This is a genomic window from Jiangella alba (genome assembly GCF_900106035.1).
In the GTDB taxonomy this organism is placed as follows: Bacteria; Actinomycetota; Actinomycetes; order Jiangellales; family Jiangellaceae; genus Jiangella; species Jiangella alba.
In genome coordinates this window covers 1,285,441-1,299,373 of record NZ_FNUC01000004.1, presented here as the reverse complement: position 1 = coordinate 1,299,373, position 13,933 = coordinate 1,285,441, and the positions used below count along the sequence as shown (strand labels likewise).

Below are 13,933 nucleotides of genomic sequence, written 5' to 3'. Positions count from 1 at the left end.
TGGGCCAGTCTGAGGAGTCATGGACATCACCGTGAATCCTCGGCTGGCCCGCCTCGACGTCCTCGTGGGTTCGTGGGAGCTCACCGCGACCATCGACGACCGGCTCATGAGCACCGCCACCACGACGTTCCGCCGGCTCGACGGCGGATTCCTGGCCCAGCGGACCGACCCGCAGACGTTCGTCGTGCCCGAGTGGCAGGGCCTGGCCCCGGACTGGACCGAGGCCGTCATCGGCGTCGACGACCATTCCGGCGCCTACACGATGCTCTACACCGACTCCCGCGGCGTCGCCCGTGTCTACGCGATGGCCTTCGACGGCGGCCGGTGGACCCTCTCCTCGCGCCCCGGCGAGAACTTCCACCAGCGCTTCGAGGGCACGGTGGCCGGCGACGGCGCGACGATCGACGGACGCTGGGAGGCCTCTCCGGACGGCCGGGTGTGGGCGACCGACTTCGTCGTCAACTATCGGCGGCTGGACCACTGACCTCGCGGAGGCGGCGTTCCAGCAGCCGCCGTTCGGGCTCGGTCCGGGCGGCGGCGACGGCGTCGCGGTAGGCCGCGGCCGCCTCGGTGCGCCGTCCGGCCCGGCGCAGCAGATCGGCCCTGACGGCGGACAGCAGCGGGTGGTCCGTGACGCCGTCCACCGCGGCCAGCCCGACCTCCGGCCCGTCCCGGAAACCGACCGCCACCGCCCGGTTCAGCTCGATCGCCGGCGACGGGCGCAGCGCGAGCAACGCGTCGTAGGCGGCGACGATGCGGACCCAGTCGGTCGCGTCCGGGTGGACGGCGGTGGAGTGCAGCGCCGCGATCTCGGCCTGCAGCCGGTAGTACCCGGGCGCCCGGCCGGTCGCGCGAGCCGCCGCGAGCGCCGTCAGCCCGGCCTCGATCGCGTCGTGGTCCCAGCGGCCGCGGTCCTGGTTCTCCACCGTGACCAGGTCGCCGTCCACGTCGGTCCGGGCCGCGCGGCGGGCGTGCTGCAGGAGCAGCAGGGCGTGCAGTCCCAGCGCCTCGTCGTCCTCGGGCAGCAGCCGCGCGACCAGCCCGGACAGCTCGACGGCCTCGGCGGCGAGGTCGTCGTGCAGCATCGCGTACCCCTCGGTGAAGATCAGGTAGACGACGGCGAGGACGGCGTCCGTGCGGGCGGCCAGCCGGTGCGGCTCGGGCACCCGGAAGCCGATGCCGGCGTGCTCGATCTTGTTCTTCGTGCGCAGCAGCCGCTGCCCCATCGTCGCCTCGCTGACGAGGAACGCGCGGGCGATCTGCCGCGTCGACAGCCCGGCGACCGACTTCAGCGTCAGCGCCACCCGGCCGGCCATCGGCAGCGCCGGGTGGCAGCAGGTGAACAGCAGCTTCAGCCGGTCGTCGCCATACGGCCCGGGGTCGTCGCCGGTGAGGTCGCGGGCCAGCTCGGCCAGCGCCTGCGCCTCGCGCAGCTTCGCCCGCTCGGTCTGCCGCCGCCTGAGGACGTCGACGGCGCGGCGCCGGGCGGTCGTCGTCAGCCAGGCGCCCGGGTGGTCCGGGACGCCGTCGAGCGGCCAGCGCGCCAGCGCCCGTTCGACGGCGTCCTGCACGCAGTCCTCGGCGAGGTCGAAGTCGCCCGTCACCCGGATGAGCGCGGCGACGATGCGCAGCCGCTCGGCGGCGACGGCATCGGCGACGGCCGCGCGGGCGTCCGTCACCCGTCGAGGGGCCAGAACGGGCGCAGCTCCAGCCGCCCGGTGTAGGCCATCGAGTGCTTCGACGCGATCTCGATCGCCTCGTCGAGGTCGGCGCAGTCGAGCACGTCGAAGCCGACGATCCACTCGTTGGTCTCGGCGAACGGGCCGTCGGTGACCAGCAGCTCGCCGCCCCGGACCCGGACCGTCGTCGCGGCGGACGACGGGCGCAGGCGGTCACCGACGACGTGCTTGCCGGCGCCCGTCACGTAGGCGAACCACTCCTCGATGTCGGGAGCTGCCGCGGCGTCGGTCTCGGAGTGGTCGGGGTCGGTGCCGACGAGCATCAGGTACTTCATGGCGGGTTCTCCTTCGCATGGATGCTGTCATCTTCGCGGTACGCCCCCACGACGAACGGGACGGCCTCGATCCGACACACCTATGCGCCGAATTCCACCCGCATCACGACACGACGCTTGGTGGGGTGGCTGACCTGCGTGAACCCGGCCTCCTCGAACACCTGCCGGGCGCCGACGTGCAGCTCGCCCCAGGTGATCTCCTTGCCCGGCTCGGTGAGCATCGGGTACGCCTCCAGCGCCCGGGCGCCGCGGTCGCGGGCGTGGCCGACGGTGGCCGCGGCGAGGTGGTACATCAGGCCGCGGCCACGGTAGCCCTTGCGGACGATCACGCAGGTCACCGCCCAGACGCCGGCGTCGTCGGGGTCCTCGTGGCGGCCCCGCCAGACCACCGGGCTGCGACGGCGCAACAGTGCCGGGTAGTTCAGGCGCGGCTCGACCGCCACCCAGCCGGCCGGCTCGCCGTCGACGTAGGCGACCAGACCGCTGGTCTCGGGCGCGTCCGGCTCGTCGCAGTGGGTCTGCTCCTCCTGCGCCGCGAGCCGTCCGTCCAGCGTCGAGTCGCGCCAGATCCACCCCTCGACCTTGAACCACTGGCAGCGGCAGCGGGCCGCGTAGTCGGCCGTCCCGAAGACGAGCGTCAGGTCGTGCCAGGACGCCTCGTTCGCCGGGACCACCCGCACCTGACCTGCGTCGATCGGCTCCCTCACGACGCCGACGGCTGCGGCGGGTCCTCGCCGACGCGGCCGTCGACGTTCTCGCGGAGGAGGTCGGCATGCCCGGCGTGCCGGATGTAGTGCTCGACCGCGTCGACGAGGACGCGGCGCAGGTTGGGATGCTCACCGGCCTGAGTGGTGAAGATCGACGGCTGGTCCAGGCCGCCGCCGTTCGCGAGCACCGTCGCCCACGCCGCCCGGGACCGCTCGACCGAGGCACGCCACAACGCGTACAGCTCGTCGGGGGTGTCGTCCGCCGCCGAGTGCCAGGCCCACTCGGGGTCGGCGTCGAAGTGCTCCTGCTTCCACGGCTCGGGCAGGTGGTCACCGGTCAGGAACTCGTTGATCCGCAGGTCCTCGCAGAGCGCGACGTGCTTGAGCAACCCGCCGAGCGTCATCGCCGACGGCGGCAGCGTCGTGTTCAGCGCGTCGGCGTCGAGGCCGTCGCACTTCCAGGCGAACTGTGCCCGGGCGCGTTCGAGGGCGAACATCAGCATCTCGACCTCGTCGCCCGCCATCGACTCCTTGATGACGGTCATGTCCTGTAGGTCCATGCCCGGAACGCTAGAGTCGATTCCGGACGTTCCGCTTCCGGATCCGGAAAGATCTTGCGATGACGCACGACGCCAGCCCCACCGCGCGGGCGCTGCTCGCCCTCGAACTCATCCAGTCCGGCCCCGGCATCACCGCCGACCGGCTGGCCGACGCCCTGGGCGTCACCGAGCGGGCCGCCCGCCGTTACGTCGGCATCCTGCGCGAAGCCGGCCTGCCGATCGAGTCGGCCCGCGGCCCGTACGGCGGCTACCGGCTCGGCCGCGGCGTCCGGCTGCCGCCGCTGCTGTTCACCGCCGCCGAGGTGCTCGGCCTGGTCATGGCCGTCCTCGACGGTCACCACGACGCCGCCGACGCCGCCGACCCGGTCGGCAGCGCACTGGGCAAGCTGCTGCGGGCGCTGCCCGAGCCGATCGCCGAACAGGCCGAGGCGGTCCGGCGGACGACCGCCCCGGCACCGGACCGCGCGGCCGCCCGACCCGACCCGTCGACGGCGACGACGCTCGTCCAGGCCTGCGCCGACCGCCGCCGCGTCCACCTCAGCTACCGCTCCGAGGCCGGCTCCGAATGGACCGCCGACGTCGAGCCGTGGGCCGTCGTCGTCCGGCACGGCCGCTGGTACCTGCTGTGCTGGTCGCACGGCGCCGACGCCCGGCGCGCGTACCGCATCGACCGCGTGACGTCGGTGTCCGTGCTGACGACGCCGTTCACGCCGCCGCCCGGCCTCGACGCCGTCGCCGAACTGGAGGCGCACCTGGCGCGCGGCTGGGAGTTCGACACCGAGGTGATCATCGAAGGGCCGCTGGAGAAGGTGCGGCCGTGCGTGGCGCCCATGCTCGGCACCCTCGAGGCGATCGACGACGACACCACCCGGCTGACCGGCAGCACCAGCAACCCCTGGTGGTACGCCGAGCAACTGGCCCGGCTGCCGGTGGCGTTCCGGGTCGTCGGCTGCGTGGAGCTGCGGCACACCACCCGCGCCGTCGGCCAGCGCCTCGTCGACGCGTCCGGCCTGTAGCGGCCGGGGATCAACCGGCCGCGGGATCGACCGGCCGCGGGATCAACGGGCCCGGTCGCGGGATCAACCGGCGGCGGCCGCCGGGGCGGAGGGTGGGTGGGTGGCCTCCCCGTCCCCGCGCGCCCAGCCGGCGCCGTCCGCCGCCCTGACCGACCGGCCCCGCTGGGCGCCCGTCGTCGCGCTCGCGGCCGGTATCGCGATGCTGGTCGCGAGCGAGTTCCTGCCGGCTGGCGTGCTGCCCGCCCTCGCGGCCGACGTCGGCGTCAGCGAAGGGGTCGCCGGGCTGGCGGTCGCGGCCACGGCGATCGCCGGCGCCGTCACCGCACCGAGCATCGCCGTCGTGTTGCCGCGCGCCGACCGGCGCACCGTCCTCGTCGGCCTGCTGCTCGTCGGGGCGGCGGCGAACCTCACGGTGGCGGTCGCGCCGAACTTCGCCGTCCTGCTGGCCGGCCGGCTGCTGCTGGGGGTGGCGATCGCCGGGTACTGGTCGTTCGCGTTCGGGGCCGGACTGTCGGCGGTGGGTGGGCGGGCCCGGGCCGTGTCGTCGGCGATGGCGTTCGGGGTCAGCGTCGCGACCGTCGTGGGCGTGCCGGTGGGCGCCGTCGTCGGGGACGTGGTCGGCTGGCGGGCCGCGTTCGGCGGGGCCGCCGTGCTCGGCCTGCTGGCCGCCGCCGGGCTCGCCCGCACGCTGCCGCCCGTCCCGGCGCACCCGTCCGCGGGCATCCGGATGCTGCGTCAGGCGCTCCGGCACCGCCGGCTGATGGCCGGGATCGGCTGCGTCGTGCTGGTGGCGTTCGGCAACTTCGCGGCGTACCCGTACATCCGCGTCGCCACGGAGCGGCTGGACCCCGGCGCCACGACGTGGCTGCTGCTGGCCTGGGGCGCCGGCGGCGTCGCCGGGACGATCGTGGCCGGCGCGGCCGCCGTCCGGCTGCGGCTGCTGGCAGCGCTCGCGCCGATGCTGCTCGGCGTCAGCCTGCTGGTCGCGACGGCCGATGCGCTACCGCTGCTGACGGTGGCGGTCGTGCTGTGGGGCTTCGCGTTCAACATGGTGCCGGTGGCGACCCAGCTCTGGGTGGCGCGGGTCGAACCCGAACGCGTCGAGTCCGCGATGTCGCTGCAGGTCACCGCGTTCCAGGTCGCCATCACGCTCGGCTCCGCGGCAGGCGGCGCCCTGCTCGATGCCTACGGCGTCGGGGTCCCGTTCGTCGTCGGCGCCGCTGCCGCCGTGGCCGCCGGGGTGGGGTTCGCGCTGTTGCGGATCCCGGCCCGCTGAGCGGTCGCGCCACCGTTGCGGCGCGACGCCGTGCTGGGCGGAGAAGGCGCGGCTGAACGCGGCCACCGACCCGTACCCGACGGCGTACGCCACCTGCGTGACCGCCTGCCCGCCGCCGAGCCTGCGTCGTGCCTCCCACATCCGCACGTCGCGCAGCACCCGCATCGGGCTGCGGCCGGTGACGCGGCGGAACCGGTCGGTCAGCGCCGAACGGGACAGGTGGACGAGACCGGCCATGCGGTCCAGCGTCCACCCCTCCCCCGAGTGCGCCACGAGCGCCGCCACCACCGTCGCGACCTGCTCGTCGCCGCCGGCGTCGTCCGCGCGCGGGGGCACGTCCTCCAGCCAGGACGCCGTCATCGCGGCGCCCACCAGGCCCGCGTAGCTGGCCACGAACAGCGACGGATGGCAGCCGTCGTCGATGGGGCAGGTCATGACGAGGCCGGTGACGCCGCGGTGGCGGTCGCTGAACGCCGTCACCACCAGCGGGCTCGGCAGCGGATGCGCCGGCACGACCAGCCGCAGGTCGGCGACGAGCACGAACGCCGGCTCCGTCGCCACCACCCGGAACGCCGTCGTCGCCCCCACATACACGGCGTCGCCCGCCCCGACCTGCCGCCTCCCCACCGCCGTCTCGACGTCGACGGCCCCCTCCCAGACCAACGCCCACATCGACCCCGGCGCGTCGGCCAGCGGCTCAGCGGTGGTCAGTCGCACGCGGCGGACGGTGGACATCTCCCAGCGGGCCACCGCCCCACCCGGGTCGGTGGCGGCATTCGGCAGGGCTGCGGTCACAGACAGGCCAGCCGCGCCCAGCCGTCCGCTTATTCCCGCACCGGCCTCACTGGGCCATGTCGACGAAGCGGGAGTAGTGGCCCTGGAAGGCGACCGTGATGGTGGCGGTGGGGCCGTTACGGTGCTTGGCCACGATGAAGTCGGCCTCACCGGCGCGCGGCGACTCCTTCTCGTAGGCGTCCTCGCGGTGCAGCAGGATGACCATGTCGGCGTCCTGCTCGATCGAGCCGGATTCGCGCAGGTCGGACAGCATGGGCTTCTTGTCCTGACGCTGCTCGGGGCCACGGTTGAGCTGGCTCATCGCGATGACGGGGACCTCGAGCTCCTTGGCCAGCAGCTTGAGCGCCCGGGAGAACTCGGCGACCTCCTGCTGGCGGCTCTCGACGCGCTTGCCGCTGGTCATCAGCTGGAGGTAGTCGATGATGACGAGGCGGAGGTCGTTGCGCTGCTTGAGCCGCCGGCACTTGGCGCGGATCTCCATCATCGTCATGTTCGGGGAGTCGTCGATGTAGAGGGGTGCGCTGGACACCTCGCCCGTGCTGCGGGCGATGCGGTTCCAGTCGTCGTCGGTCATCTGGCCGGAGCGCATGTGGTGCAGCGGGACCTTCGCCTCGGCGGAGAGCAGGCGCATCGTGATCTCGTTGCGGCCCATCTCGAGCGAGTAGACGACCGACGTCAGGCCGTGCTTGATGGACGCCGCCCGGGCGAGGTCCAGTCCCAGGGTCGACTTGCCCACGGCCGGTCGAGCGGCCAGGATGACCAGCTGACCAGGGTGAAGACCGTTCGTCAGGGCGTCGAGGTCGGTGAAGCCGGTGGGGACGCCGACCATCTGGCCGCCGCGCGAGCCGATGGCCTCGATCTCGTCGAGCGTGCCCTCCATGATCTCGGAGAGCGGGTGGTAGTCCTCGGACGAGCGCTTCTCGGTGATGGCGTAGATCTCGGCCTGGGCGCGGTCGACGATCATGTCGGCGTCGCCGTCGTCGCCGTAGCCCATCTGAGTGATGCGGGTGCCGGCCTCGACGAGGCGGCGCAGGATGGCCCGCTCGCGGACGATCTCGGCGTAGAAGCCGGCGTTGGCCGCCGACGGCACGGAGGAGACGAGGGTGTGCAGGTACGGCGCGCCGCCGACCCGGCCCAGCTCGCCCCGCTTCTGCAACTGCGCGGCGACGGTGACGGCGTCGGCGGGCTCGCCGCGGCCGTAGAGGTCGATGACCGCCTCGTAGACGGCCTCGTGCGCCGGCCGGTAGAAGTCGTTGCCGCGGATGATCTCGACGACATCGGCGATGGCGTCCTTGGACAGCAGCATGCCGCCCAGCACCGACTGCTCGGCGGCGACGTCCTGCGGTGGCGTGCGACCGTAGTCGGCGGGAGCTTCTTCCCGCCGATCCGGTAGCTCAGCGACGCTCACGCACACCCCTTCGGCACCGGATGGTGCATACATATGTTCTAACAGCCACCGGGCTGTTCGGCGAACCTATGTCCCGCTTCGGCGCGTCGCCAAGTCGATGATCCACAGGCGCTGTGGACCGGCTGTGGAGGCGCCCCGTAAACGATCATCCCCAACTGTGGACAACCCTGGGGACGGAGGTCCTGCCGACTGTCCACAACGTCCGCGAAACGACAGGTCACACGCGAAATTCGTCGTCCACCGGGTGTGGACGGAGATCCACAGGGCAAGATCTCAAATAGCGAGACGCCGGTCACGTGATGACAGGTGTCACCCCTACCGTCGGTGCTGCCATGATTCGACATCCGTTCCGCCGGCACGCAGCCGACGGCGAGATCCTGCGGCTCGCGCTGCCCGCACTGGGCGCGCTCGTCGCCGAGCCGCTGTTCCTGCTGACCGACTCCGCCATCATCGGCCACCTCGGCACCCCCGAGCTGGCCGGCCTCGGCATCGCGGCGACGGTGCTGGCGACGCTGGTGAACGTGTCGATCTTCCTCGCCTACGGGACGACGGCCGCGGTGGCGCGGCGGCTGGGCGCCGGCGACCAGGCCGGGGCGCTGCGCTCGGGCATCGACGGTTGCTGGCTGGCCGTGCTGATCGGCGTCGCGACGGTGGCGGCCGGCTGGCCGCTGACGCCGTGGGTGGTGTCGCTGTTCGGCCCGGGCGACGACGTGGCCGGGCACGCGGAGACGTACCTGCGGATCAGCCTGCTCGGCATCCCCTCGATGCTGCTGGTCCTCGCCGCGACCGGCGTCCTGCGCGGCCTGCAGGACACGAGGACGCCGCTCTACGTCGCGGTGACGGGCGCGGTCGCGAACGTCGTGCTGAACGTCGTGCTGGTGTACGGGCTCGGCCTCGGCATCGGCGGTTCCGCGCTCGGCACCGTCCTCGCCCAGACGGGCATGGCCGCCGTGTTCATCCGGGTCGTCGCGCGCGGCGCCCGGCGGGCCGGCGTCGGGCTGCGGCCGGACGGGCGCGGCGTCGCGCAGGCGTTCGGCGCGGGCGTCCCGCTGATCGTCCGGACGGTCGCGATGCGGGCCGCGCTCATCGTCATCACGGTGGTGGCGGCGGGGCTGGGGACGGCGGCGCTGGCCGCGCACCAGGTGGCGTTCACGACGTGGACGTTGCTGGCGCTCATCCTCGACGCGGTCGCGATCGCCGCCCAGGCGCTGGTCGGCCGGGCGCTCGGCGCCGGCGACGTCGACGGCGCGCGGTCGATCACCCGTCGCATGGTGCAGTGGGGCGTGCTGTCGGGGTTCGCGCTCGCCGTGCTGCTGCTGGTCATCGGCAACGGCTACGCGCGGCTGTTCACGTCCGACCCCGAGGTGCGGACGCTGCTGTTCGCAGCGCTGGTCGTGGCCGCGGCGATGCAGCCGATCGCCGGGTGGGTGTTCGTGCTGGACGGCGTCCTGATCGGCGCCGGCGACGGGCGCTACCTGGCCTGGGCGTCGGTGCTCTCGGTGGTGGCGTTCCTGCCGGCGGCCTGGGCCGTCTCCGTCGCCGACCTGTCCGAGCAGGCCGGAATCATGTGGCTCTGGGGCGCGATCGGCGTCTGGATGCTGGTGCGGCTGGTCACGCTGGCCCTGCGCGAGCGCAGCGACACCTGGATGGTCACCGGCGCGGTCCGGTGAGCCGGACTCAGGCCCAGCCGTGCTTCGCGGCCTGGAAGCCGAGCTGCAGGCGGGTGTCGGCGCCGGCGGCGTCCATCAGGGCGCGCACCCGCCGCTGCACCGTCCGCAGCGACATGTCCAGCATGTTCGCGATCGCCTGATCGGTCAGCCCGGCCAGCAGCAGCCCGAAGATCCGGGCGTCGAGGGTGGTGAGCCCCGACGGCGGCCGCTCGGCCAGGCCCCCGCCGGTGCCGAGGACCAGTGGGACCGCCTCGTCCCAGACCTTGTCGAACAGCGCCATCAGCGCGTCGAGCAGGCCGCTCTGGTGCACGAGCAGCGCGCCGACGGCCCGCGCCTCGCCGGACACCAGCGGCACCAGCGCGATCTGCCGGTCGACCACGAGCAGGCGGATCGGCACCACGGACGCGACCCGCACCTCCTCGCCGTCGGCCAGGGCGGCCTCGGCGGCGGTCGCGAAGCCGGGACGGTCGAACGCGGCCCGCTCGAGGACGACGCGGAAGCTGACGCCGCGTTCGACGGCGGCCTCCTCGGCGGTGTTCTCCTCGCCGGAGATCGCGACGACCTCCGCCTTCGTCAGCCCGAGCACCTCGGACCGGGCCGACGCCTGCAGCTGCATGAACCGCTGCGCGACGGCCTGCGCGCCGTAGACGACGTCGACCACGTCACCGACGCTGCGGTCGGACTCGGTGCGCCGGTACGCCTCGGTCAGCGCGGCGATCTCGACCTCGGCGCGGCGCAGCTCCTCCTGCCGGTCGACGACGAGGGCGGCCAGCGCGACGGACGGCGGCGAGGCGACGTAGTGCTCGGGGCTGGCGCTGGACCGGGCGGCGAGGCCGCGGCGCTCCAGTGACGCCAGCGCCGTCGCCGCCTCGCCGGGCCGCAGGCCGAGCCGCGCGGCCAGGGCGGCGACGTCGGCCGACGGCACCTCGACCAGCGCGCGATAGGCGGACTCCTCCGCATCACCCAGCCCGAGCACATCGAACACGATGCCTCCTCAGCCCCCAGGTCGTCGCTGGCGGATACCGGTCATGGCGCATTCGCGCCAGTATGCATTGTCCTGAATCGTGGCAGATTTACGAATGTTCCGTCTCCCTCCCGAAAGCGGGGCCGAACCGTGCCTGCCCTCCGCCGCACCGCCGCCGCCCTGGCCCTCGCGCTGGCCACCCTCCCCCTGTCCGGCCAGGCCGCCGCGCCCGCGGACGACCCGCCGGCGACGCCGCTGCCGCAGCTCCCGGACGGGGTCGAGGCCGGCGGCGTCCGCACCGTCACGCTGATCACCGGCGATGTCGCCGTGCTGACGTACGGACGGGGCGACGCGCCGGCCGTGCGGGTGCAGTCCGACGATCCCGGCGGCTACGACGTCCGCACCGAGGGCGACGACGTGTACGTCATCCCGGCGTCGGCCGAGCAGTCGCTGGCCGAGAACCGCGTCGACCGGCAGCTGTTCAACGTCACCGGGCTGGTCGAGCAGGGCCTGGACGACGCGTCGACCGGCAGCATCCCGCTGATCGTCACCTATGCCGGCGGCGCCGCATCCTCCCGCGGCGCCGCCCTCCCCGACGGGACGGAGCGGACGGCGAGCCTGCCGTCGATCGGCGCCGACGTCCTCGACGCGGACAAGGACGCCACCGAGTCCGTCTGGAACGCCGTCGTGCCGCAGCCGACGGCGTTCGGCCGGCAGGTGGAGAAGATCTGGCTGGACGCACGGGTCGCGCCGGTGCTGGACGAGAGCGTTCCCTACGTCGGCGCGCCGGAGGCGTGGGCGGCCGGGTTCGACGGCGCCGGCAGCACCGTCGCCGTTCTCGACACCGGCATCGACGCCGAGCACCCGGACGTGGCCGAGGCGCTCGTCGCGGCCGAGAACTTCACCGGCAGCCCCGACACCGTGGACCGCGACGGACACGGCACCCACGTCGCGTCGACGGTGCTCGGCTCCGGCGCCGCGTCGGGCGGGAGCCACCGCGGGGTCGCGCCGGGCGCGGGCCTGCTGGTCGGCAAGGTGCTCGGTGACGACGGCTTCGGCGAGCTGTCGTGGATCATCGCCGGCATGGAGTGGGCTGTCGAGCAGGGCGCCGACGTCGTCAACATGAGCCTCGGCAACAACGAGCTGGGCGCCTGCGACGACCCGATGGTGCAGGCGGTCGACGCGCTGTCGGCGGCGTCGGACACGCTGTTCGTCATCGCGGCCGGCAACCTCGGCGGCCCGGCCGAGACCGTCACCAGCCCGGGCTGCGCCGCCAGCGCGCTGACCGTCGCCGCGGTCGACCTCGACGACGCGACGGCGAGCTTCTCCGGCCGCGGGCCGGTGGCGGTGACGCGCGCCGTCAAGCCCGACATCGCCGGGCCGGGCGTCGACATCACGGCCGCCCGCGCGGGCGGCCGCGGCGACGCCGCGTACACGAACATGAGCGGCACGTCGATGGCGACCCCGCACGTCGCCGGTGCCGCGGCCGTCGTCCGTCAGGCGCACCCGGACTGGACCGGCGAGCAGGTGAAGGCCGCCCTGCAGAGCACCGTCCGCCCGGACAACGACACCGACGTCTACGACCAGGGCGCCGGCATCCTCGACGTCGCGAAGGCGGCGACGGTGCAGCTCAGCGGGCCCGGCACGGTCGATCTCGGCACGCTGGCCTGGCCGCACGAGCCGTCCGAGGCGGTCACCACCGACGTCGTCTACACGAACACCGGCGGCGCCGACGCGACGCTGACGTTCACCCTGGACGCCCGCGGTGAGAACGGCGCCGCGCTGCCCGACGACGCGACGACGCTCGGGGCCACGACGCTGACGGTCCCGGCCGGCGGCACCGCCGCGCTGCCCGTCACGTTCGACCCGTCGGTCCTCGACTACGGGCACTACGGCGCCGTCAGCCTCCGGCTGGTCGCGCGCGACGGCGACGCCACCGTCGTCACCCCCATCGGCGCCTACGCCGAGCCGCAGCAGGTCGAGGTCACCTTCCGGGTGCTCGGCCGCGACGGCAAGCCGGCCGGCGACGGCAGCACGCTGGACGTGTTCGACCTGGACAGCATCGCCGCGCAGCGCATCAGCCTCGACGGCGAGAACGTCACGCTGCGGCTGCGCGCAGGCACGTACTCGATCGCCTCGACCGTCGCCGTCATCGACCCCGAGACGTTCCAGGTCACCGAGGCGGCGTTCCTGGCCGAGCCGGAGCTGCAGCTGCTGCGCGATCGCACCGTGACGCTGGACGCCCGCCGCGCCCTGCCGGTGAAGGTGCGCACCGACCAGCCGATGCGGATGCACAGCGGCAGCGTGTCGTACGCCCGGATCGTCGACAACTGGATCCTGTCCAACACCCGCTACTTCCGCGAGGGCATGGACACCCTGTACCTGGGCCGGATGGCCGACGTGGAGCGCGGCGCCTTCGACGTGACGGAGTCGTGGCTCTACACGACGCCCGACGGCGGCACCGACTACCACCTCGTCTACCCGCACACCGGGGCGATCACGACGCGCGACGTCAACCACCGGGTCGAGCAGGACCGGCTGGCCCGCATCGACTCGACGTACAACACGCCCGGCGGGCCGGACCGGTACGCGCAGTACCTCGACGCCTACAGCACCCAGCGGGAGGCGTTCGTCCCGCTCGGCGACGTCATCCAGTTCGACGCGCCCGGCGCCCGGAGGTCGTACGTCACCGCGGACGTGCCGGTGCGCCAGACGGTCGTCCACCCCGACGGCACGATGTGGTACTGGGGCACGCCGATGTCGTCGGCGACCAGGCCGCTGGACCCCGGCAGCACCACCGCCGAGACCTGGTACGGCGCCGGGCTGCGGCCCGCCGTCCCGGCCGACGCGCTGGGCACGTACGACCCGTCCGGCCGCATCGGCAACCTCATCTGGACCAACCTCCCCGCGTGGGCGGACAGCCAGCCCGGCCACTTCGCGTGGAACGGGCTGAACGACCTCGGCAGCATGGAGCTGTTCGCCGGCGGCGAGTCGCTCGGCGCGTGGGGCTTCTACGGCCAGGGCCAGTGGGACGTCCCAGCCGCCGCGACCGACCTCGAGCTTGTCTACGACCTCGTCCGGTACGACCGCGGCCACTCGACCTGGGCGTCGCCGCTGTTCACCCAGACCAGCTGGCGGTTCACGTCGTCGGCGGCGGACGCCGGCGCGCTGCCGCTGCTGTTCCCCACGTACGACGTCGAGGTCGACGCGCAGAACCGGGCCGCCGCGGTGGACGGCTACCGCGTCGAGGTCGGCGTCGAGGCGACCCCGTCGTACGAGCACGGCGCGCTCACCGGCGCCGCCGCCTGGGTGTCCTACGACGACGGCGAGACCTGGGCCGAGGTGCCCGCGACGCTGGACGGCGACACCGTCGTCGCGACCGTCGACAACCGGCCGGCCGCCGGCGGGTACGTCTCGGTCAAGGTCGAGCTGACCGACGCGAACGGCGTCGGCGTCACCCAGTGGACGCAACGGCTCTACGGCGTCGTCTGAGGGCGGGCTCGGGATCGGCCTGGAACACTGG

11 protein-coding genes and 1 pseudogene are annotated in these 13,933 nt (G+C 73.7%); 5 read left to right on the top strand and 7 right to left on the bottom strand.

Annotated features, from left to right (window positions below; translation table 11 throughout):
- The first annotated feature begins 19 nt into the window (after positions 1 to 19).
- Entirely contained in the window at positions 20 to 484 is a 465-nt protein-coding gene (locus tag BLV02_RS23865; protein WP_069109300.1) for a hypothetical protein, read from the top strand.
- Here the strand turns inward: BLV02_RS23865 and BLV02_RS23860 are convergent.
- From BLV02_RS23860 to BLV02_RS23845, 4 genes are all read right to left on the bottom strand, one after another.
- Positions 459 to 1,679, bottom strand: a complete 1,221-nt coding sequence (locus tag BLV02_RS23860; RefSeq protein WP_069109301.1) for an RNA polymerase sigma factor — start codon at positions 1,677 to 1,679, stop codon at positions 459 to 461. The genes BLV02_RS23865 and BLV02_RS23860 overlap by 26 nt on opposite strands.
- A complete protein-coding gene (locus BLV02_RS23855) occupies positions 1,676 to 2,014 on the bottom strand; it encodes a YciI family protein (RefSeq protein ID WP_069109302.1) in 339 nt (112 codons plus the stop codon). Before BLV02_RS23855 ends, BLV02_RS23860 begins: the two co-directional genes overlap by 4 nt.
- Before the next feature lie 80 nt (positions 2,015 to 2,094).
- A complete protein-coding gene (locus BLV02_RS23850; protein ID WP_216093977.1) occupies positions 2,095 to 2,721 on the bottom strand; it encodes a GNAT family N-acetyltransferase in 627 nt (208 codons plus the stop codon).
- On the bottom strand, positions 2,718 to 3,281 hold the full coding sequence (locus tag BLV02_RS23845; protein ID WP_069109304.1) for a mycothiol transferase: 564 nt from the start codon (positions 3,279 to 3,281) through the stop codon (positions 2,718 to 2,720). Before BLV02_RS23845 ends, BLV02_RS23850 begins: the two co-directional genes overlap by 4 nt.
- A gap of 59 nt (positions 3,282 to 3,340) precedes the next feature.
- On the opposite strand from BLV02_RS23845, the gene BLV02_RS23840 reads away from it, so the two are divergent.
- Positions 3,341 to 4,297 (top strand): helix-turn-helix transcriptional regulator, encoded by a 957-nt coding sequence (locus BLV02_RS23840; protein ID WP_069109305.1) that lies wholly within the window; start codon positions 3,341 to 3,343, stop codon positions 4,295 to 4,297.
- A 100-nt stretch (positions 4,298 to 4,397) separates the two neighbouring features.
- Positions 4,398 to 5,573: an MFS transporter gene (locus tag BLV02_RS23835; RefSeq protein ID WP_176986540.1), complete on the top strand. Its 1,176-nt coding sequence runs from the start codon at positions 4,398 to 4,400 to the stop codon at positions 5,571 to 5,573.
- A 12-nt stretch (positions 5,574 to 5,585) separates the two neighbouring features.
- Here BLV02_RS23835 and BLV02_RS38080 read toward each other — a convergent pair.
- Positions 5,586 to 5,933: pseudogene (locus BLV02_RS38080) on the bottom strand (helix-turn-helix transcriptional regulator); the annotation flags it as partial.
- Positions 5,934 to 6,414: 481 nt separating this feature from the next.
- Entirely contained in the window at positions 6,415 to 7,776 is a 1,362-nt protein-coding gene (gene dnaB / locus BLV02_RS23825) for a replicative DNA helicase (protein ID WP_074946629.1), read from the bottom strand.
- 332 nt (positions 7,777 to 8,108) lie between these two features.
- On the opposite strand from dnaB, the gene BLV02_RS23820 reads away from it, so the two are divergent.
- Entirely contained in the window at positions 8,109 to 9,446 is a 1,338-nt protein-coding gene (locus tag BLV02_RS23820) for an MATE family efflux transporter (protein ID WP_069109306.1), read from the top strand.
- A 7-nt stretch (positions 9,447 to 9,453) separates the two neighbouring features.
- Here BLV02_RS23820 and BLV02_RS23815 read toward each other — a convergent pair whose 3' ends face one another.
- A complete protein-coding gene (locus BLV02_RS23815; RefSeq protein ID WP_069109307.1) occupies positions 9,454 to 10,431 on the bottom strand; it encodes a helix-turn-helix domain-containing protein in 978 nt (325 codons plus the stop codon).
- 129 nt (positions 10,432 to 10,560) lie between these two features.
- Here BLV02_RS23815 and BLV02_RS23810 point away from each other — a divergent pair, with 129 nt between their 5' ends.
- On the top strand, positions 10,561 to 13,902 hold the full coding sequence (locus BLV02_RS23810; protein WP_069109308.1) for a S8 family peptidase: 3,342 nt from the start codon (positions 10,561 to 10,563) through the stop codon (positions 13,900 to 13,902).
- The last annotated feature ends 31 nt before the right edge of the window (positions 13,903 to 13,933 follow it).

Excerpts from the sequence above, each read along its gene's own strand:
- BLV02_RS23865 (WP_069109300.1), top strand. The coding sequence starts at position 20 with ATGGACATCACCGTGAATCCTCGGCTGGCCCGCCTCGACGTCCTCGTG.
- BLV02_RS23855 (WP_069109302.1), bottom strand. The coding sequence starts at position 2,014 with ATGAAGTACCTGATGCTCGTCGGCACCGACCCCGACCACTCCGAGACC.
- BLV02_RS23845 (WP_069109304.1), bottom strand. The coding sequence starts at position 3,281 with ATGGACCTACAGGACATGACCGTCATCAAGGAGTCGATGGCGGGCGAC.
- BLV02_RS23840 (WP_069109305.1), top strand. The coding sequence starts at position 3,341 with ATGACGCACGACGCCAGCCCCACCGCGCGGGCGCTGCTCGCCCTCGAA.
- BLV02_RS23820 (WP_069109306.1), top strand. The coding sequence starts at position 8,109 with ATGATTCGACATCCGTTCCGCCGGCACGCAGCCGACGGCGAGATCCTG.